Raw genomic sequence first — 19,091 nt, 5'->3', positions numbered from 1 at the left:
CTTTGCTAGAAGCCCCCTCGTTGCGGGTGTGGCGAAATTGGCAGACGCACCAGATTTAGGTTCTGGCGCCGCAAGGCGTGGGGGTTCAAGTCCCTCCACCCGCACCATCGTGGCAAGATCGATGCCTTGGGCTTGGTTTTGCGGTCAGGCCACGTTCGCGAGGTCGTCGCGAATCCGCTGCACCATCAGCCGGCCATATTCGAGATTGCCGTGATGCGGATCCTTGGGATTGCCGGAGCTGAATTCCGCGGTGGTGAAGCCCCCGGACACCGTTTCCGGCGGCACCTCGATCACCCGCACGCCGATTTCCGCCAGCCGCGCCAAGATGAAGCTGCGGCAGATCGCGTCGACCCGGGCCATGACGGCGGGTCGGATGTCATGCATGCCGGGTGCGCGCTCCAAGGGGCGGGGTGCCTCGATCACGCAGATGTCGAAGCCCTTCGACCGCAGTTCGAACAGAAAGCTCAGCCGCGCTGCCGTCTCGCGCTCGATCCAGGTCTGCAACGCGGCATCGCTGATCGGTTGCAGATCGGGATGGTCCTTCTGGATCGACCAGGGGCAGAAGCTCCGCCAGTCGCGCGCGCGGGTATATGGCGCGGTATGCAGGATGCCCGAGAAATAGAGCCGCCCCTCGGGCAGCAGCAGGACATTCAGCGGCGTGAAGTTCTTGACGTTATCGGCCCGCGCGCGGATCCCGCCCTTTTCGGCCACAAGCTGCGGCGCGATCCAGTTCAGCGCATGATTGACGAGGAATCGGGCCTCGTGCTCGTCGCCAAGCTCTGCGGCACTATTGCGCAGCGTGTGAAGGTGGGAATCGCCGAAAATGGTGACCTTCATGACAGTTTCCCCAGCAGGGCCTCTTCGCAATATTCGTAGCCGGCGGCCACGTCCGGTGGGGCGGGCGCGCTTGGCGCCGGGGGCGCGATCTCGGGTTCGGGGGCGAAGAAATGCTGCATCACCGTATCGACGCCGGCCTGCACGACATTGCGCAGGTCGGGCGCATAAAAGCCGTGGCGGGTCGGCTGGCCGGTGATGACCTCATAGCTTGGGAAATAGAAGACATCGTCATGTTCCGCGGCCAGATCGCCGGCGACGGCGCGCAAGGTGGCCTTGCTTTGCGTGGTGGCGACCAGCACATGATCGCCGCTGGCGGTTGCCGCAAGCGGCACCGGCGAGACGGTCAGCAGCACGCGCACGCCGGGTTTGCACTGGCGCAGCAGATGCAGGAAGGTCTCGAAATCGCGGTAGACCTCGGGATAGCGGAAATTGACGAAGCCATAGCGCTTGGGGTCGTAATCCCCGGCGATGACGCCCGGCGCCGAAGGATAGACGGTGCCGTCCTCAAGGCTTTCCCAGGCCTCGGTCAGGCCCAGGGTGAAGACGAAGATATCGGCGCGCGCGAACATCTCGCGCACGGCCGCCAGATGCGCGTCGCGCAGGACGCGCACCTCGTCCTCGGTCTCGAAGCCGTCGGGTTGCAGGCCCGGTCGCAGCGCATCGAAATGACGCCCCTTGGTCGTCCAGATCCCGTCCAGGGGCTGGCGCGTGCCATGCGCCTCCTGAAACAGCTGCAGAAGCTGGCGCACCGTGTAGATGTTCCCGTAGCGGCAGGTATATAGCTCGTAGCCAAGCCGGTTAGCCTCGTCCGGGGTCAGGAAGGACGGGGCGGGCTCAAGGTCCAGATAGCCCAGATTGCGCTTGCGCAGGGCGCGGCCGATATGCTGGGCGAAGCAGCTTCCTGCGGTCGCGATCTGCGCCCTGGCCAAGGGGCCCATTCCATCGAATAGCTCGGACAGCGTCGAGACATGGCGGTTCGATACAGCCCGGTTCCAGAATGCCCGCTCCGGGAAGTGCTTATAGGGATGCAACGAAATAACCCCCGATTTGCAACGATTCGGATATCGTTGTTAGCCCTCTGGCGGGGAATGGTCACGGGGAAAACGGACCGGGCAAGCCGCCAATGTGGTCGCGGCCGGCCGGATGCCGCCTGCGATCTGCCGCATCGCGTGCAGCGGCGCAGGCCGGGCGAGGGCGGGTTCAGCCTTGTGGTCTTCGCGCAATCTTGATCGGCGGCGGGGGCCGAGACCCCCTTGACGGCGGTGTTATCGGCGCAGGAGATGTTGACGTCGCATTACTGTCATGAAATGTTCCCGCATCTATTTACGAGGCGCAGATGGAGGCCCAGGCGTTGCTACAAGCTGTTCCCCAGGAAAAAGGCGATTACTGGAACCAATATTACGCGTCGCGTGAGGTCATGAAGCTGTCGGCGCCGTCGCAGTTCGCGGCCTTCGTCGCGCAGGAGGCCGGCGATGCGCATCTGATCATCGAGGTCGGTTGCGGAAACGGGCGCGACAGCCTGTTCTTTGCCCGCCACGGTTTTCAGGTCGTCGCCATTGACGGTTCGTCCTCGGCCATCGCGAAATGCGAGGAAAGCCGCAACGCACAGTCGCTGAGTGATATCTCGTTCATCTGCTCGACCGTCGGCAGCGCCGGTTTCGGCGATGCGCTGCGTCAGGCGCGTGCCCATTCCGAGGGGCCTGCACTGGCCTATGCCCGGTTCTTCCTGCACGCGATCACCGAATCCGAAGAGCTTGCCTTTTTCGAAGGCATGAGCGCCGCCCTGCATGAGGGCGACCGTCTGGCCGTCGAATATCGCACCGTCCGCGACGCGGCGGGCGAAAAGGTGACGGCCGCGCATTACCGCCGCTTTGTCGAGCCCTCGCAGGTGATCGCCAATGCCGCGAGCTTCGGCTTTTCGGTTGAATATGAGGTCGAGGGCTTCGGTTTCGCCAAATACCTCAAGGATGATGCCTATGTCGCGCGCACGGTGTTCCGGAAGGTCGCTGCATGACGCTGGACGCAAGGGTGGCGGCGCTCGTCGACGGACGGGCCGCCGCACCTGACGGCGATCCCCTCGGCGCGCGGCTGGATCACTATTGTGGCCTGGTTCTGGCCGGCGCGTTCTGGGACGCCTATCACCAGATGCGCGCCGACAAGTCGCTTGCGCCCGAAGACAAGAAGCAGATCATCAATGCCGTGAATGCCGGCTATCTGTTCCAGCGGCAGCTGGAATGGGGCAATCACGGGGTCAGGCGCTCATTCCGGTTCTGGAGCGACCCGCAGAAAAGCAAATATGTCGAACGGGCGCTTGAAATCGCCGATCTGCTGAAGCGCGAGATCACCCCGCATGTCAGCTTTGGCTTCGGTTCGGTTCTGGGAATGATCCGGGACCATGATTTCATCCCGCATGACGATGACATGGACCTGATCATCGCCCTGCCCGCCAACGAGGGGGCAAGCTTTGGCGCGACTTTGGCCAGGCTGCGCCAGCTGCTTGGCGAGGAAGGGTTCGTCGCCCCGGAAAGCAAGAATATCAGCCACCTGACCACGGCCCGCAAGGGCTTTGCGGGCACGGATATCTTTATCGGCTTCATCGATCCCGACGAGCGCGTGTCCTGGTTCCCCAGTGCGCGGGGCGGTCTGGCGATGCCGGATGTGTTCCCGACCCAGACGTTGCGGTTCTTTGGCGGCGACTGTCCGATTCCGCGCAATCCGATAAAATATCTGGAAGTGACCTACGGCCCCGACTGGCGCACGCCGATCCCGAACTGGAACCATCCATGGGATTCGCGGGCCTATCGCGAGTTTCTCTGATCGTCGCAGCCCGTCAGGCCAACGGCTGGCGGCGGGCCCGCGCCCTGTCCACACGGATCAGCCGGATCCTTGCTGCGCCACGGCATCGACCACGGCTTTCTTGACGGCACGCACCCAATCGGCATCGCCGGCAGCCTCGCCCAGAACGCGCGCCCCGACCATGGCGGCGAACAGAACCAGCACCTCCGGGTCGGCTTCCGCGATCCTGTTCTCTGCCATGGCCTGCGGGTCCGCACCAAAAAACGCCCCGAGAAGCGCCCCGGTGCCCTTGTCATAGGCAAGGCGCGCGGCGGCGTCGCCGTCCTTTCGGGCGACATGGGGGGCGAAGGCGATGATCGGGCAATGCCGCTGCGGATTGGGCCGCAGGTATTGTTCGACCAGCCGCGCCCGCAACGCCTCCGCGGTCGCGTCGTCCTTGCCGAGGATCCTGCCCCACAGCGCCAGCGCCTCGTCGAAGGCAAGCGCGGTCGCCTCGTCGACCAGCGCCTCTTTCGAGGCGAAATGCTTGTAGAACCCGCCGACCGTCATGCCGGCGGCCGCCATGATATCGGCGACCGAAACCGCTTCGATGCCCCGCGCGCGAAACATTCCGCTGGCGATCTCGACGATTCTCGCGCGGTTCTGCTGGGCTTGCTCGGCCGAGGATCGTCCCAAGCTAGGTCTCCTTTCTGAACACCAGCAGGTTCGCGGTGAAATCCTGCAGGATCTCGTCCGCCTGATTCAGCGTCAGGCTGTGGGTCTGCACCATAGCCCGGTCGGGCTTTGACCGCGATGGCCGGATGGCGATGATGCGGCTTTTCGCGCGCAGGATGTCGCCCGGTCGCGTCGGGCGCGGCCACGAGATTTCGCCTCCTGCGCCAATGATCCCCTGCGCAAAGGGCATGCTTTTGACCAGCAGTTTCATGGTGATCGCCATGGTGTGCCAGCCGCTGGCGGCAAGCCCCTGAAAGAAGCTGTCGCGCGCGGCCTCGGGGTCAAGATGGAAGGGCTGCGGATCGAACTCGGTCGCGAAGGCGATGATCTGCTCTGCGTCGAGGTGATGCTCGCCGCTGGTGAATTCCTGGCCGACCCGCAGGTCATCCAGATAGAGCCGGTTCGGCAGATCGTTGTCTTTCATCGGCTTTTCCTTCCTGTGCGATGTTTTTGCTGCTGGCGGATTGGGTCTCGCCAAAATAGATTATGATTGTTATCTATATTCCTCAAGCCCGATTCTGGTTCGGGTGGATTTCCCCAACGGAAGTATGCCCATGACCCAGTCCCATGATCCCCGGATCGTCGCGGCGCCCAGGAATCCCTGGATCGTCCTGATCTGTGCGGCAATGCTTGTCACCATCGCTATGGGCATCCGACAGTCCTTTGGCCTGTTCCTGCGCCCGATCGAGCAGGATATCGGCCTTGGCCGGGAGGCCTTCGGCCTTGCCGTCGCGGTTCAGAACCTGATCCTCGGGCTGGCGCAGCCCTTTGTCGGCGCCATGGCCGACAAGCACGGGGCGGGGCGCGTGGCGGCGGCTGGCGGCGCGCTTTATGCGCTTGGCCTGGCGCTTGCATCGATGATCTCGGGCGCGGTCGGGCTCAATCTGACGCTGGGCCTTCTTGTCGGCTTTGCGATGACGGGCGTGACCTTCGTTGTCGCGATCGGGGCCGCCATCCGCGCGGTCCCGCCCCAGAAACGCGGGCTGGCGGCCGGAATCGTGACGGCGGGCGGCTCGGTCGGCCAGTTTCTGCTGGTGCCGGTCGCGCAGGGGCTGATCGGTGCCTTTGGCTGGCGCGAGACCTTTCTGATCTATGCCGGACTGGCCGGCGTGATGGTCCTGCTTGCCATTGGCGTGGCCGGACGGCCGGCGCAGCCGGTGACAGGCCATGCGGGCGCGCAAAGCTTTGGTGAGGCGCTGCGCGAGGCCGCCGGTCATTCCGGTTTCTGGCTGCTGAATGCCGGCTTCTTCGTCTGCGGCTTCCACGTCGCCTTCATCGGCACCCATCTGCCGGCGTTTCTGGCCGACAAGGGGCTGGACCCGGCGATCGGCGCAAGGGCGCTGGCGCTGGTCGGGCTGTTCAACATCCTCGGGTCCTATGTCTTTGGCATGTCGGCGGATCGCTGGCGCAAGAAGCATGTCCTTTCCGGCATCTATCTTGCACGGGGGGTGGTGATGGCGCTGTTTCTTGCCTTTCCGATCACCGCGCTATCGGCCACGCTTTTTGCCTGCGCCCTGGGCTTTCTCTGGCTTGGGACGGTTCCGCTGACCAGCGGCCTTGTCGGCCAGATCTTTGGTGTCCGCTACGTCTCGACGCTGTTCGGCATCGTCTTCCTGTCGCATCAGCTCGGCTCGTTCTTCGGAGCCTGGGGCGCGGGATATGCCTATAGCGTCACCGGCTCATATGATTTCGCCTGGCAGGTCTCGATCGTCATTGCCGTCCTTGCCGCTCTGCTGCATTGGCCGATCAAGGATGCGCCGCTGCCCCGGCTGCAGGCCGCGGAATGAGTGGCGCCCTTCCGCCCCTGACCCGCCGGCATCGGTTCGCGCTTGCGGCGGCCGCGTTGGCGCTGGCGCTGGCGGGGCTGGCCTTGTGGGCGGCTTATGGCATTCCGGTCGCGCTGCTCGCGGCCGGGTTGCTGTGCTAGCCGGCCGCCTTCCTAACCGGAAAAGATGCTGCTAGGTTTGCGCGGTTCAAAAGGGGGCGTTCGGATGTCAGCCACTATGCCCGGTATGTCTGATCGCGGATCGGCCGCGCGCCGCAGCAGAGCGCCCGGCACCGCAATGACCGATACCATGACCGATGCCAGGGGCGCGCGCGGCGCCTGCGGCTGCTCGACCGGGCGGGGCTGATGCCCGTTCTCATTTTCCTGACCATCATGATCGTGGTCACGCAATTGTGGTGGCTGCTGCTTTATCTGATTTTTCTGGGCTGGCTGATCTGGCTGGGCGTTTCCGGCTGGCGCTTGGTGCTGGCGGCGGTTCTGGTCTGGCTGGCGGTGCTGGGCGGCGTGGCGCTTGCGCCGGACAGTGCCTTCGCGCGCCTGATCGGCTGGTCACCGCAGGGGCTGGTCTCGGTCCTGCTGGTGATCGCCCTGCTGTTCGGGGCCGAGGCGCTTGTGGCCGCCCTGCACGCCCATGCCATGCCCTTGCCCGATCGTGCCCCGGGACTTGTGCCGCTGAGCGCGGCCGCGAAGCCCGCGCCCCAGCCCGCATCGGCGCAAGTGATGCAGCCGGCCGAACTGGACCGCTATGCCCGCCACATCGTCTTGCGCGAACTTGGCGGGCCGGGGCAGGCGGCCCTGCGCCGCGCCCGCGTGCTGGTCGTCGGCGCGGGCGGGCTTGGCGCGCCGGTCTGCCAGTATCTCGCCGCCGCCGGGGTGGGGCGGATCACGGTTGCCGATGACGACCGGGTCAGCTTGTCAAACCTGCAACGGCAGGTGATCTTTCGCAGCAAGGATGACGGCCAGCCCAAGGCGCAGGCGGCGCGCGCCGCCATGCTGGCGCTGAACCCGCATATCGAGGTGACCGCGCTCGCGCGCCGCATCACCGCCGAGGACGCGGCGCTGATCGCCGAACAGGATCTGGTCATCGACGGCACCGACAGTTTTACCGCCCGGCAGGCGATCAACGCGGCCTGCGTGGCGGCGGGCGTGCCGCTGGTCGCCGGCGCCATCGCGCAATGGGAGGGGCAGGTGACCGTCTGGGACCCCAAGCGCGGCGCCCCCTGCATGAGCTGCATTTTCCCGCAGGCCCCGGCGCCGGGCCTTGCCCCCGCCTGCGTCGAGGCGGGAGTCGTCGGCCCGCTGCCCGGCGTCATCGGGTCCATGATGGCGCTTGAGGCGATCAAGATCATCGCCGGGGCAGGCGAGCCCCTGCGCGGGCGGATGCTGATCTTTGACGGGCTTTACGGCGAAAACCGGCTGATGAAAATTGCGCGACGGGGCGATTGCCCGGTCTGCGGCTCTGGACATTTCGCGCAGGGGTGAAAGACTCGCGGACAACCGAAAGGATGCCGCATGAACCCCGAACTCATCCAATGGACCGGTCCGCTGGGACTGCCGCGATTTGACCTGATCCGTGACACCGATTTCGCCCCGGCCTTTGACACCTGCCTGAAGCAGGCCGAGGACGCGGTCGAGGCCATCGCCGCCAACCCCGAACCGCCCAGCTTTGAAAATACCGTCGCCGCGCTGGAAACCGCCGAGGACCCGCTGAACCGGCTATGCGCGATCTTCTTCACCCTGACCGGCGTCGATTCGACCCCCGCGCGCGAAGAGTTGCAGCGCCAGATCGCCCCGCGCCTGGCTGCCCATGGCAGCAAGGTCAGCATGGACCCGCGGCTGTTTGATCGGGTCGAGGCGATCATGCAGGACATGGACGAACTCGCCCCCCAGGATCGGCGCCTGACCGAGCTGACCCTGCGCGGGCTGCGCCGCGCCGGCGCCGGTCTGACCGGCGAGGCTCGCGACCGCATGGCCGCGATCCGCGAACGCCTTGCGGTGCTGTCGACCGATTTCGCGCAGAACGTGCTGACGGATGAGCGCGACTTTACCATGGCCATTGCCGATGACCAGCTGGCGGGATTGCCCGACTGGCTGATCCGCTCCATGCGGGCGGCGGCGCGCGAGCGCGGGCTTTCGGGGCAGATCGTGACGCTGAACCGCTCGTTGATCGTGCCGTTCCTGGAATATGCCGAGGACCGGGCCTTGCGCGAAACCGCGTGGCGGGCCTGGACGGCGCGGGGGGATGGCTCGGGTGCGGGGGGCGCGAAAACCGACAACCGCCCCATCGCCGCCGAGATTTTGCGCCTGCGTCATGAACGCGCGCAGCTTCTGGGCTATGCGGACTTCGCTAGCTACAAGCTGGAGCCGGAAGTGGCCGGCAATGCCGAAAATGTCGAGGCGCTGCTCTCTGAGGTCTGGACCTATGCGAAAGCCCGCGCCGATCAGGATGCCGCGCGGCTGACCGAAATGCTGCACGAGGACGGCGTGAACGGCGCGCTGGAGCCCTGGGACTGGCGCTATTACGCCGAACGCCAGCGCAAGGCCGAACACGATCTGGATGAGGCGGAAGTCAAGCCCTACCTGACCCTCGAGGCGATGATCGGTGCGGTTTTCGACACCGCCAACCGGCTTTTCGGGCTGGAGATGCGTGAATTCGACGCCGCGCTCTGGTCGCCCGAGACCCGCGCATGGGAGGTGACCCGCGACGGTCAGCGCCTTGCCGTGTTTCTGGGCGATTACTATGCCCGGCCCAGCAAGCGGTCGGGGGCGTGGTGTTCGACCCTGCAATCCCAGCACAGGATCGGCGCGGGCCAACGCCCCATCGTCATCAATGTCTGCAACTTCACCCCGCCCGAGGAAAAGGGCGCGCCCAGCTTTCTGTCATGGGACGATGCGCGCACGCTCTTTCACGAGTTCGGCCATGCGCTGCACAATATCCTGTCGGATGTGACCTGGCCCTCGATCTCGGGGACCTCGGTGGCGCGCGATTTCGTCGAGCTGCCCAGCCAGCTTTTCGAGCATTGGCTGGACCAGCCCGAGGTGCTGGACCGCCATGCCCGCCATGCGGAAACCGGCGCGGCCATGCCCGCCGCGCTGCGCGACCGGATTCTGGCGGCCAGCAATGCCGGGCAGGGCTTTGCCACCACCGAATATCTGGAAAGCGCGCTGGTCGATCTGGCCTTTCACCGCGGCGAGCCGCCCGCCGACCCGATGGCGCGGCAGGCCGAGGTGCTGGCGGAACTGGGTGCGCCGGCGGCCGTTCCCATGCGCCATGCCACGCCGCATTTCGCGCATGTGTTTTCGGGCGACGGCTATTCCTCGGGCTATTACAGCTACATGTGGTCCGAGGTCATGGATGCCGACGCCTTCGAGGCTTTCATGGAAAAGGGCGATGCCTTTGACCCCGAAACCGCCGCCCGGCTTGAGGAATGGATCCTGTCGAAAGGCGATTCTCTGCCTGCGGATGAACTTTGGCTGAAATTCAGGGAACGAAAGCCCGGTGTTCACGCGTTGTTGAAAGGACGCGGCCTGTTGGCCGAGGCTTCATGACCAGAGGGAGATCGAAATGACCGCAACCAGACCTGTTCTTGCCCTTGCCGCCACGACCGTCCTTGCCATTGCCGCCTGTAGCGCGGTCGAGACGCTGACCGCGCCGCTCGTGCCCCAGAATACCCCCGGGCCGATGGCGCAGGACAACGCGCTGAATGGCGTCTATAACCTGCTGCGTTCGGAATGCGGGCAGGCGGCCAGCGACAAATCGCTGGTGGTCGACGGGCGCAAGTTCCTGTTTCCGCGGGAAAACTGCACCGTGGTCAGGTCCGAGCGCCAGCCCAGCCAGACCCGCGTGACCCTGTCCTGCGAAGGCGATTCCGGCTCTGCCGGCAACCGCGTCATCGACCTGCAGACCCGCTCCGATGGCACGCTGCGGGTGACCGAGGATTCGCTGACGCTGACCTATTTCCTGTGCATGAAGGCCCCGGCCAGCACCGACTCGCTGGTTGGCCAGACCATGTGACAGGGCCGCGCCAGACGATTTTTCAGGACCGCCCTCGGGCGGTCCTGTTGTTTTTGTGGTATGATCTACCAGATGGCCAAGGATGCTATCCAAACCAGACTAAACCGTCAGGTCCGGTATGTCGCACAAGGCTTGATTGAGGACTCTGACCTGAATTAACCTGAACTTGTTCATGAACTCCGCATATTTTAGCGATTACGTCAGTGACCGAAGGGGGCACCGATGGAGTTTGACAGCGGTTCAATCAAGACCATCGCGGATATCCCGATCGACAAGATGGGACTCGCGCATTACTTCGCGAATTACGAGCGCTATCTTGGTCCGATGCGCGACCGTCCGCTGAACTTTCTCGAGCTGGGCGTGGCAAACGGTGATTCGCTGAAATACTGGGAAAAGTGGCTGCCTCATGCCCGGATCACCGGGCTGGACATCAATCCCTGTCCGGTCAGCTTCGACAGCGGCCGGGTCGAATGCTATGTCGGCGAACAGCAGGACCGCGCGCTTCTGGACCGCGTCGCGGCCGAACGCGCCCCCGAGGGCTTCGACGTGATCATCGACGATGCCGCGCATGTCGGGCAGCTGGCGCGCATCTCGTTCTGGCACCTGTTCGACCATCACTTGAAGGCCGGCGGATACTATTTCATCGAGGACTGGGGGACGGGCTACTGGCCGGAATATCCCGATGGCAAGCATTTCAGCCCCGAGATCGCCGACCTGTCCTGGCACGAGCGGATCCTGGACCGCATGCATGCCAATGCCGGCGTGCGGGCCGTCTATCCGCTGCGCAAGCTGACCGGCTGGATGCGCTGGAACCTCGTCCGGCGGCGGTTTCACGGCCATGACCGCGGCATGGTCGGTTTCGTCAAGGAGCTGATCGACGAATGCGGCGCGGCGGACATGACCCATCCCAGCCTCGGGACCGGAACGCCGCGTGCCTCGCGCTTTGAATGGATGCGGGTTTCACTGGGCCATGTGGTGATCCGCAAGGCGCGGCTTGACGCCTGATCGCGATGCGGGCGGCAGGGCAGCGCGTGTGGCGGGGGTCAGTCGCGGATCTCGTCCGGGTCCGCGCCCCAGATCGTCGTCTTGGGCACCCAGCCCTTTTCGCCACCGCCCGAAACGCGGCACCAGTCGGGATTGCATTCATGCAGCCGCACGATCGCCCCGGCCTCGGCCCGCGCCACCACATTCGCGCGCGGCTCGGGCTTGGCCATCAGCTCAAGCATGTCCTTTTGCACGATGGCGGTGCGCACGCCCGACAGCAGCGAATAATGCACCCAGCCGCCGGCGCCGTCCTGATCCTCGACCCGGCGCCAATGGCCGAATTCGGCGGTGACGCGCAAGGGCATGCCGGCATGGCGAAACACCCAGTCGATGCGATGCGACAGGCTGGGGCCGCGCCGGGCATTGCCCTCGCTGCCTTTCAGGCTGACATAGCGGGGCAGGGGCAGGTTGGTGACCGGCCCGCGATTGGGGTCGCGCTGGCCGTCCTGATGGCGGCTGATCTGCGCATCGGCCGAGACCTCGGGAACGCCACTGGCGTCAAGGTTCTCGCCCGGATCGGTGCTTTGCGCCGATGCCGTGCCCATGGCCAGCGACGCCGCCACGGCGAATGCGATGGCACCCGGCCAAGCCTGTCCTGTCTTCATCTGCCTGTCCTGCAATTGCGGGGGTCTTGTGCCCGCCCCCTATCGGAGGCACTTTGCCAAAAGCCACCCGGCTTTGGAAGAGAGGAGCGACCATGCACGCTGGTCCCGTGACCGATCAGACCCGTCCGCGCCTTAAAGTTTTCGTGACCCGGCAGCTGCCCGCGAAAATCGAGGCCCGGATGGCCGAGCTTTTCGACGTTACCCTGAACCCCGAAGACAACAAGCTTGACCGCGACGCGCTGCTTGAGGCGATGCGCGGCTATGACGTGCTGGTGCCGACGGTGACCGACCGCATCGACGCCGAGATGCTGGCCAAGGCCGCGGCCTTTGGCGGCAAGCTGAAGCTGATCGCCAGCTATGGCGCCGGTGTCGATCACCTTGACGTGCATGCCGCCCGCCAGCGCGGCATCCTGATCAGCAATACCCCCGGCGTGGTGGCCGAGGACACGGCCGACATGACGCTGGCGCTGATCCTTGCCGTCACCCGCCGCATCCCCGAGGGTATGGCCGAAATGCAGGCCGGCGGCTGGAAGGGCTGGTCGCCGATCTCGCATCTGGGCGGACGTCTGGGCGGCAAGCAACTGGGCATTCTGGGCATGGGCCGGATCGGGCAGGCGGTGGCGCGGCGCGCCAACGCCTTCGGCATCAAGGTCCATTACCACAACCGCCACCGCCTGCGCCCCGAGGTCGAGAACGAATTGCACGCGACCTGGTGGGAAAGCCTCGACCAGATGCTGGCGCGGGTGGACATCGTCTCGGTCAATGCGCCGCATACGCCGGCGACCTTCCATCTGCTGAACGCGCGGCGGCTCAAGCTGCTGAAGCCTTCGGCGGTGGTCATCAACACCTCGCGCGGCGAGATCATCGACGAAAACGCCCTGACCCGGATGCTGCGCGCGGGCGAGATCGCGGGCGCCGGCCTTGATGTCTTTGAACACGGGCATGACATCAATCCGCGCCTGCGCGCCCTGCCCAATGTCGTCCTGCTGCCGCATATGGGCTCGGCCACGATCGAGGGCCGCATCGAGATGGGGGAAAAGGTGATCTACAATATCCGCACCTTCGCCGACGGCCTGCCGCCGCCGGACCTTGTCCTGCCGAGCATGCTGTGACGCAGGCGGCGGGTCCGGTGCCGCGCGACAGCGGCGTCATCGGTGCGCGTTGGGCGGTCTCGGGGCTGTTCATCGCCAATGGTATCCTGATGGGCAGCTGGGCGCCCAAGCTGCCGGTGCTGATGCAGCGCCTGCAAATCAGCGAAAGCGTGGCCGGGCTTCTGGTTCTGGTGCTGGGGCTGGGCGCGGTCAGCATGATGCCGATCTTTGGCGCCATGGTGACGCGCCTGGGCTCGGCGCGGGCGGTGCAGGTGGCCGCCGTACTGGCGACGCCGACGCTGCTGCTGATCTCGCTGATGCCGGGGCTGTGGTCGGTCGCCGTTGCAATCTATCTGTTTGGCGGCTTCATGGGCGGCATGGATGTGGCGATGAACGCCAATGCCGTCGCGGTCGAGCGCGCCCGTCGCCGCGCCATCATGTCCTCTTGCCACGGCTTCTGGAGCCTGGGCGGGCTGGCCGGCGCGGGCGCGGGCGGCGTCGCGCTCTATTATCTGGGCGAGATCGGTCACTCCGTTCTGGTCACGCTGGTCTTTGCCGCGATTCTGCTGCTGGTCCTGCCCCGGGTTCTGGTCGATGGCGCGACCGAGGGTCAGGCCAAGGCAGAGCCGCTGCGCCTGCCGCGTTCGCCCCTGCCATATCTGATCGGGCTGATGTCGCTGTGCTCAATGATCCCCGAGGGCGCGATCATCGACTGGGCGGCCGTCTATCTGCGCCGCGATCTGGGCGCCAGCCTGTCGCTTTCGGGCTTTGGCTTTGCCGCCTGCGCCGGCGCCATGGCGGTGATGCGCTTCATGGGTGACGGCATCCGCCAGCGGCTGGGCGCGGTGCGCACGCTGCGCATCGGCGCGATGGTGGGCGCGCTGGGGCTGGGGCTGGCGGCACTGGCGCCGACGCCCGCGCTGGCGATCCTGGGCTTTGGGCTGGCCGGGCTGGGCATCTCGAACCTGGTGCCCATCGCCTTTTCGGCGGCCGGAAACCTGCCGGGAATCGCGCCGGGGATCGGCATGTCGGTGGCGACGACGCTGGGCTATTCGGGGATCCTGCTGGCACCCGGCCTGATCGGTTTCGCCGCCGAACATCTGGCGTTTTCCATTATCTTCGGGGCGCTGGCGCTGCTGATCCTGTCATCGCTGCTGTTCTCGCGGCTGGCGCGCTTTGCCGATTTTGACCAGCAGAATCACTGAGATTTGCGCATTCCTGCGGCGATGTCGTTTTCGTGCCGTTTCATGTCGTCTGCATGATCCGGCGCGGCGCGGCTTCTGGCACAGAGAGGGAAAAGCGCGTGCGACAGGAGGGAAGGCCCAATGAAGACCCATGTGAAGGCCCTGGTGGTGGGCGGCGGCGCCGTTGGTTGCGGCATCGCCTATCATCTGGCCAAAGCCGGCTGGGACACGATGCTGGTCGAACGTGACGAGCTGACGGCGGGCTCGACCTGGCACGCGGCCGGACTTTTGCCTTTGTTCAACATGGGTTACGCGACCGGCCATATCCATGACTATTCGGTCAAGCTTTATGCCGGGCTTGAGGCCGAGACCGGGCTGAACGCTGGTTTCACCCGCTGCGGCAATCTGCGCATGGCCCAGACCGATGCGCGGATGGACGAATACCAGCTTTATTCCGCCACCGCCGAAACCATCGGCATCGAGCATGAATTCCTGACGCCCGCCCAGATCAAGGAGCGCTGGCCGCTGGTCCGCACCGAGGATCTGAAAGGCGCGCTGTTTCACCCCACCGACGGCTATATCAACCCCGCCGACGTGACCCAGGCCATGGCCAAGGGCGCGCGCATGGCGGGTGCCACCATCGAGCGTCGGATTCAGGTCAATGCCTATCGCTGGACCGGCGCGGAATGGGTCGTCACCTGTGAACGCATGGTGGAAAAGGGCGGCAACCTCGTTCCCTCGGGCGAGGTGTTCGACATCCATGCCGAACATGTCGTGACCGCCACCGGCAACCACGCGCAGCGCACGGCGCGGCTTCTGGGCATCAAGATCCCCGCGATCCCGGTCGAGCATCAGTATATCGTCACCGAGCCCGACCCGGCGCTGGTCGCATGGCGCGCGGCCGGCAACCCCGAACACCCGGTCCTGCGTGACGCCGACGCGAAATGGTATGTTCGCGAGGAACGCGGCGGCTGGATCCTTGGCCCCTATGAGCGCAATGCCCCGGCGCGCTTCCTTTACGATGTGCCGGAATCCTTCCGCGCCGACCTGTTCCCGCTGGATCTGGAGCGGATCGAGGAAGAATACATGTCGATGATCCACCGGATTCCGACCTCGGAAACCGTGGGGCTCAAGGACGATTTCAACGGCCCGATCTGCTACACGCCCGACGGCAACCCGCTGGTCGGCCCGGCGCCGGGCCTGCGCAACATGTGGCTGGCCGAGGGCTTTTCCTTTGGCATCACCGCCGCCGGCGGCGTCGGCCATTACCTTGCCCAGATGATGACGGCGGGCGAGGCCGAGATCGACATGGCGTCGCTTGATCCCCGCCGTTTCGGCGGCTGGATGACCACCGAATATGCGGCGAAAAAGAACGAGGAATGCTATGAGCATGTCTTCGTGCTGCACCATCCCGATGAAGAGCGCGAGGCCTGCCGGCCGCTGCGTACCGCCCCCGCCTATGATCGCCAGATCGCGGCGGGCGCGCAGATGGGGCAGGTGAACGGCTGGGAGCGTCCGAACTATTATGCGCCCGTGGGTTTCGACGATCACGCCGCCCGCAGCTTCCGTCGCGGCGGCTGGTGGCAATATGCCAGATCCGAGGCCGAGGCGATCCGCAATACCGCCGGTCTGATCGACGCCAGTGCATTCGCCAAGCATCGCGTGTCGGGGCCGGGCGCGACCGCGTTCCTTGACTGGTTCACGACCAACAAGCTGCCCAAGGTCGGGCGCATCAACCTGACCTATGCGCTGACCGAAACCGGCACGACGCGCACCGAATACACCATCGTCCGTCTGGCGGAGGATGACTATTACCTGATCTCGGCCGGGGCATGGGCGGATTACGACGGCGACAACCTGCGCAAACTGGTCGAGGACAAGCAGGCCGAATTCGGTGCGATCACCGTGCAGGACATCACCACGCAATGGGGCGTCTATGCGCTGGCCGGCCCGAACAGCCGCGCCATCCTGCAAGAGATCGTGCGCGATGCCGACCCGGCGACGGCTCTGGGCAACAAGCGCTTCCCGTGGCTGTCGATGCGCAATATCGAGCTGGGCATGTGCCCGGTCCGCGCCATCCGCGTCGCCTATACCGGCGAACTGGGTTGGGAATTGCATTACCCGATCGAGTTCGGCCGCTATCTTTGGGACCTGCTGATCAAGGCCGGCGAAAAGCACGGGCTGAAACTGGTCGGGGCGCGGGCGCAGAACTGGCTGCGTCAGGAAAAATCCTATCGCGCCTTTGGCACCGAACTGGGTCGGGACGCGACCCCGCTTGAGGCCGGGCTGGACCGTTTCGTCGATCTGGACAAGGATTTCCGTGGCAAGCAGGCGATGCTGGACAAGGGCATTCGTTCGAAATGCGTGACTTTGCTGATCGACGGGCCAGCCGATGCCGATCCATGGGGACGTGAGGGGCTGTTCGCGGACGGCACCCGCGTCGGGCGTCTGACCTCGGGCGGCTGGTCGGCGGCCTTCGGCAAGCAGATCGGCATGGGCTATGTCCGTCCCGATCTGGCCACGCCGGGCACCAAGCTGAAAGTCCGCATGTTCCGCGAGTTCTGGGATGCCGAAGTCGCCGAGGACAGCCCCTTTGATCCGACCAACGCCCGGATCCGCGTCGACGGCTGATCCACCACCCGGCCCGCGATGCGAGGAAGGCCCGGCCTTGCGCCGGGCCTTTCGTCATTCTCAGCGCAGCCGGGCCAGATGCCGGTCCAGCTCGTCACGCAAGGTGATCCGTTCCTCGGGGGCCAGAAAGGCGCCCAGCTCGATCTCGCGGCGGCCATCCGTCAGGACCAGATAGTCCTCGACCGGGCCATTGGCGCGCAGGCCCGCGCGTACCCAATAGGGGTTGGTCTGCCAGATGCGGTCCGCGCGCCCCGGATCGCGGCGGGTCAGGGTCAGCCCCTGCGGGGTCAGGACCAGCGTCTCATGCGTCGAGGCGGCGTGCCGGTTGCTGTGGCTGATCGCATGCCACAGCCCCCAGACCGCCAGCGCCGCAAAGGGCAAAAGCCCCCACAGCACCGGCGAGCCCACCACCGCCAGCAGCGGCAGGCCCAGCCCGACAGCGCTAAGCCCGATCACCCAGACAAAGCCCCGGCGCGGCAGCGAGCGATAGGGCCAGACCTCAAGCCGATATGAAACGGCCCCGGATTCCTCCGGGGCCGTATCGTCATGCCATGCATAGGGCATGGGGATCAGTGACGGGCGTGGTCCCAGTCCTCACGCTTGGGGAGCTGCTCGAACGTGTGCTCCGGCGGGGGCGAGGGCAGGGTCCATTCCAGCGTATCGGCATGCTCGTTCCAGTAGTTGGGCACGCCCACGCGCTTGCCGGCAAACAGCGTGTAGAACACGATGCCGATGAAGAACAGGAACGAGGCGAAGGACAGATAGGCGCCCAGCGAGCTGATATTGTTCCAGTAAGAGAACTCGACCGGATAGTCGATATAGCGGCGCGGCATGCCCTGACGGCCCAGGAAGTGCTGCGGGAAGAAGATCAGGTTCGAGCCGACGAACATCATCCAGAAATGCAGCTTGCCGGCCCATTCGGGATATTGGCGGCCCGACATCTTGCCGATCCAGTAATAGACCCCGGCAAAGATCGCGAAGACCGCGCCCAGCGACATCACATAGTGGAAGTGGGCGACGACGTAATAGGTGTCGTGATAGACCCGGTCCAGCGGCGCCTGGCTGACCACGACGCCGGTCACGCCGCCGACGGTGAACAGGAACAGGAAGCCGAAGGCCCAGAGCATCGGCGTCTTGAACTCGATCGAGCCGCCCCACATGGTGGCGATCCACGAGAACACCTTGATGCCGGTGGGCACGGCAATGGTCATGGTGGCCAGCATGAAATAGCTTTGCTGGGTCAGCGACATGCCGACGGTGTACATGTGGTGCGCCCAGACGACGAAGCCCAGAACACCGATCGCGGCCATGGCCAGAACCATCGGCAGATAGCCGAAGACCGGCTTGCGGGCAAAGGTCGAGATGACATGGCTGATGATGCCAAAGCCCGGCAGCACGATGATATAGACCTCGGGGTGACCGAAAAACCACAGGATGTGCTGATACAGGATCGGGTCGCCGCCGCCGGCGGGATCAAAGAAATGCGTGCCGAAGTTGCGGTCCATCAGCAGCATGGTGATGGCGCCGGCCAGAACCGGCAGGCTCAGCAGGATCAGCCATGCGGTGATGAAGACCGACCAGGCGAACAGCGGCACCTTGAACAGCGTCATGCCGGGGGCGCGCATGTTCAGGAAGGTGGTGATGATGTTGATCGCGCCCAGAATGGACGAAGCACCCGAGACGTGGACGGCGAAGATCGCCAGATCCATCGAATAGCCGGCCTCGGTGGTCGAAAGCGGCGGGTAAAGCACCCAGCCCACGCCCGAGCCCGCCTGATCCGAACCGCCCGGCGCCAGCAGCGAGGCCACGCCAAGCGCCACGCCGCAGACATACATCCAGTAGGAAAGGTTGTTCAGCCGCGGGAAGGCCATGTCCGGCGCACCGATATGCAGCGGCATGAAATAGTTGCCGAAACCGCCGAACAGCGCCGGGATGACGACGAAGAACATCATCAGGACGCCGTGATAGGTGATCATCACGTTCCACAGATGGCCGTTCGGGGTACATTCCGCCGAGGCGTCGGCGATGAAGCGCGCGCCCTCGAGGCACATGAACTGCACGCCGGGATGCTGCAGCTCCATCCGCATGTAGACGGTGAAGCAGACCGAGATCAGCCCGACCAGACCGGCCGTGAACAGATACAGGATCCCGATATCCTTGTGGTTGGTGGACATGAACCAGCGGGTAAAGAACCCGCGGGTGTCATGATGGTCACCGTGGCCGTGAACGGCTGCGTCTGCCATGCGTGGACTCCCTAGACATTCGGCTGGCCGACTCTTTAAGCCGGCGGACTCCGTTCCGGTTCTAGAGCACAATCCTACATGGGGCAATGCGCCGCAGGGTGGAAAAAATATGCCCCCGACCGCTTTTGCGCGCATCGGGGGCATG

The 19,091-nt window shown here is 65.1% G+C and carries 18 protein-coding genes and 1 tRNA gene; 12 read left to right on the top strand and 7 right to left on the bottom strand.

Annotated elements, in window-relative coordinates; genetic code table 11:
* Positions 1 to 22: 22 nt before the first annotated feature.
* Positions 23 to 107, top strand: a tRNA-Leu gene (locus DFP89_RS05405).
* 37 nt (positions 108 to 144) lie between these two features.
* Here the strand turns inward: DFP89_RS05405 and DFP89_RS05400 are convergent.
* Positions 145 to 837, bottom strand: coding sequence for a hypothetical protein (locus tag DFP89_RS05400; RefSeq protein ID WP_114348390.1), 693 nt, complete (start codon positions 835 to 837; stop codon positions 145 to 147).
* The gene (locus tag DFP89_RS05395; RefSeq protein ID WP_220269816.1) at positions 834 to 1,766 is read right to left on the bottom strand and encodes a GSCFA domain-containing protein; all 933 of its coding nucleotides are present in this window, start codon (positions 1,764 to 1,766) and stop codon (positions 834 to 836) included. Before DFP89_RS05395 ends, DFP89_RS05400 begins: the two co-directional genes overlap by 4 nt.
* 407 nt (positions 1,767 to 2,173) lie before the next feature.
* Between DFP89_RS05395 and DFP89_RS05390 the strand changes: the two genes are divergently transcribed.
* The gene (locus tag DFP89_RS05390; protein WP_114348387.1) at positions 2,174 to 2,851 is read left to right on the top strand and encodes a class I SAM-dependent methyltransferase; all 678 of its coding nucleotides are present in this window, start codon (positions 2,174 to 2,176) and stop codon (positions 2,849 to 2,851) included.
* Positions 2,848 to 3,654, top strand: coding sequence for a hypothetical protein (locus tag DFP89_RS05385; RefSeq protein ID WP_114348386.1), 807 nt, complete (start codon positions 2,848 to 2,850; stop codon positions 3,652 to 3,654). The genes DFP89_RS05390 and DFP89_RS05385 overlap by 4 nt, the downstream gene beginning before the upstream one ends.
* 57 nt (positions 3,655 to 3,711) lie before the next feature.
* On the opposite strand, the gene DFP89_RS05380 is transcribed toward DFP89_RS05385, so the two are convergent.
* Both DFP89_RS05380 and DFP89_RS05375 read right to left on the bottom strand, forming a co-directional pair.
* The gene (locus DFP89_RS05380; RefSeq protein ID WP_114348385.1) at positions 3,712 to 4,308 is read right to left on the bottom strand and encodes a TetR/AcrR family transcriptional regulator; all 597 of its coding nucleotides are present in this window, start codon (positions 4,306 to 4,308) and stop codon (positions 3,712 to 3,714) included.
* Position 4,309: 1 nt separating this feature from the next.
* Positions 4,310 to 4,771, bottom strand: coding sequence for a MaoC family dehydratase (locus tag DFP89_RS05375; RefSeq protein WP_114348384.1), 462 nt, complete (start codon positions 4,769 to 4,771; stop codon positions 4,310 to 4,312).
* Positions 4,772 to 4,901: 130 nt separating this feature from the next.
* Here DFP89_RS05375 and DFP89_RS05370 point away from each other — a divergent pair, with 130 nt between their 5' ends.
* The 6 genes from DFP89_RS05370 (at position 4,902) to DFP89_RS05350 (ending at position 11,153) form a co-directional block, all read left to right on the top strand.
* Positions 4,902 to 6,134 (top strand): MFS transporter, encoded by a 1,233-nt coding sequence (locus DFP89_RS05370; RefSeq protein WP_220269815.1) that lies wholly within the window; start codon positions 4,902 to 4,904, stop codon positions 6,132 to 6,134.
* Entirely contained in the window at positions 6,131 to 6,274 is a 144-nt protein-coding gene (locus tag DFP89_RS20275; RefSeq protein WP_181870258.1) for a hypothetical protein, read from the top strand. The genes DFP89_RS05370 and DFP89_RS20275 overlap by 4 nt, the downstream gene beginning before the upstream one ends.
* Positions 6,275 to 6,478: 204 nt before the next feature.
* A complete protein-coding gene (locus DFP89_RS05365; RefSeq protein ID WP_114348382.1) occupies positions 6,479 to 7,615 on the top strand; it encodes a HesA/MoeB/ThiF family protein in 1,137 nt (378 codons plus the stop codon).
* Between the two features lie 30 nt (positions 7,616 to 7,645).
* Positions 7,646 to 9,682: a M3 family metallopeptidase gene (locus DFP89_RS05360; protein ID WP_114348380.1), complete on the top strand. Its 2,037-nt coding sequence runs from the start codon at positions 7,646 to 7,648 to the stop codon at positions 9,680 to 9,682.
* 16 nt (positions 9,683 to 9,698) lie between these two features.
* Positions 9,699 to 10,148: a hypothetical protein gene (locus DFP89_RS05355; protein WP_114348379.1), complete on the top strand. Its 450-nt coding sequence runs from the start codon at positions 9,699 to 9,701 to the stop codon at positions 10,146 to 10,148.
* A gap of 222 nt (positions 10,149 to 10,370) precedes the next feature.
* Positions 10,371 to 11,153, top strand: coding sequence for a class I SAM-dependent methyltransferase (locus DFP89_RS05350; RefSeq protein ID WP_114348377.1), 783 nt, complete (start codon positions 10,371 to 10,373; stop codon positions 11,151 to 11,153).
* Between the two features lie 38 nt (positions 11,154 to 11,191).
* Here the strand turns inward: DFP89_RS05350 and DFP89_RS05345 are convergent, their stop codons facing one another.
* Positions 11,192 to 11,797, bottom strand: coding sequence for an SH3 domain-containing protein (locus DFP89_RS05345; protein ID WP_114348376.1), 606 nt, complete (start codon positions 11,795 to 11,797; stop codon positions 11,192 to 11,194).
* 92 nt (positions 11,798 to 11,889) lie between these two features.
* On the opposite strand from DFP89_RS05345, the gene DFP89_RS05340 reads away from it, so the two are divergent.
* From DFP89_RS05340 to DFP89_RS05330, 3 genes are all read left to right on the top strand, one after another.
* A complete protein-coding gene (locus tag DFP89_RS05340) occupies positions 11,890 to 12,909 on the top strand; it encodes a 2-hydroxyacid dehydrogenase (protein ID WP_114348375.1) in 1,020 nt (339 codons plus the stop codon).
* A 17-nt stretch (positions 12,910 to 12,926) separates the two neighbouring features.
* Positions 12,927 to 14,093, top strand: coding sequence for an MFS transporter (locus DFP89_RS05335; RefSeq protein ID WP_245948605.1), 1,167 nt, complete (start codon positions 12,927 to 12,929; stop codon positions 14,091 to 14,093).
* A 120-nt stretch (positions 14,094 to 14,213) separates the two neighbouring features.
* Entirely contained in the window at positions 14,214 to 16,703 is a 2,490-nt protein-coding gene (locus DFP89_RS05330) for a GcvT family protein (RefSeq protein ID WP_114348374.1), read from the top strand.
* A 60-nt stretch (positions 16,704 to 16,763) separates the two neighbouring features.
* Here DFP89_RS05330 and DFP89_RS05325 read toward each other — a convergent pair whose 3' ends face one another.
* Together DFP89_RS05325 and ctaD are read right to left on the bottom strand one after the other, a co-directional pair.
* Positions 16,764 to 17,267 carry a DUF2244 domain-containing protein gene (locus DFP89_RS05325; protein WP_114348373.1) on the bottom strand — a complete coding sequence of 168 codons (504 nt, stop codon included), beginning with the start codon at positions 17,265 to 17,267 and terminating at the stop codon, positions 16,764 to 16,766.
* Positions 17,268 to 17,272: 5 nt separating this feature from the next.
* On the bottom strand, positions 17,273 to 18,946 hold the full coding sequence (gene ctaD, locus DFP89_RS05320) for a cytochrome c oxidase subunit I (RefSeq protein WP_114348372.1): 1,674 nt from the start codon (positions 18,944 to 18,946) through the stop codon (positions 17,273 to 17,275).
* Positions 18,947 to 19,091: the final 145 nt, after the last annotated feature.

The organism is Paracoccus lutimaris, assembly GCF_003337565.1.
Taxonomy (GTDB): domain Bacteria; phylum Pseudomonadota; class Alphaproteobacteria; order Rhodobacterales; family Rhodobacteraceae; genus Paracoccus; species Paracoccus lutimaris.
Note: the sequence above shows the minus strand (reverse complement) of the source record. Positions and strands in the feature narration are given on the sequence as shown.

Coding starts and splice junctions, on each gene's coding strand:
- DFP89_RS05400 (WP_114348390.1), bottom strand. CDS start 837: ATGAAGGTCACCATTTTCGGCGATTCCCACCTTCACACGCTGCGCAAT.
- DFP89_RS05390 (WP_114348387.1), top strand. CDS start 2,174: ATGGAGGCCCAGGCGTTGCTACAAGCTGTTCCCCAGGAAAAAGGCGAT.
- DFP89_RS05385 (WP_114348386.1), top strand. CDS start 2,848: ATGACGCTGGACGCAAGGGTGGCGGCGCTCGTCGACGGACGGGCCGCC.
- DFP89_RS05375 (WP_114348384.1), bottom strand. CDS start 4,771: ATGAAAGACAACGATCTGCCGAACCGGCTCTATCTGGATGACCTGCGG.
- DFP89_RS05370 (WP_220269815.1), top strand. CDS start 4,902: ATGACCCAGTCCCATGATCCCCGGATCGTCGCGGCGCCCAGGAATCCC.
- DFP89_RS20275 (WP_181870258.1), top strand. CDS start 6,131: ATGAGTGGCGCCCTTCCGCCCCTGACCCGCCGGCATCGGTTCGCGCTT.
- DFP89_RS05365 (WP_114348382.1), top strand. CDS start 6,479: ATGCCCGTTCTCATTTTCCTGACCATCATGATCGTGGTCACGCAATTG.
- DFP89_RS05360 (WP_114348380.1), top strand. CDS start 7,646: ATGAACCCCGAACTCATCCAATGGACCGGTCCGCTGGGACTGCCGCGA.
- DFP89_RS05355 (WP_114348379.1), top strand. CDS start 9,699: ATGACCGCAACCAGACCTGTTCTTGCCCTTGCCGCCACGACCGTCCTT.
- DFP89_RS05350 (WP_114348377.1), top strand. CDS start 10,371: ATGGAGTTTGACAGCGGTTCAATCAAGACCATCGCGGATATCCCGATC.
- DFP89_RS05345 (WP_114348376.1), bottom strand. CDS start 11,797: ATGAAGACAGGACAGGCTTGGCCGGGTGCCATCGCATTCGCCGTGGCG.
- DFP89_RS05340 (WP_114348375.1), top strand. CDS start 11,890: ATGCACGCTGGTCCCGTGACCGATCAGACCCGTCCGCGCCTTAAAGTT.
- DFP89_RS05330 (WP_114348374.1), top strand. CDS start 14,214: ATGAAGACCCATGTGAAGGCCCTGGTGGTGGGCGGCGGCGCCGTTGGT.
- DFP89_RS05325 (WP_114348373.1), bottom strand. CDS start 17,267: ATGCCCTATGCATGGCATGACGATACGGCCCCGGAGGAATCCGGGGCC.
- ctaD (WP_114348372.1), bottom strand. CDS start 18,946: ATGGCAGACGCAGCCGTTCACGGCCACGGTGACCATCATGACACCCGC.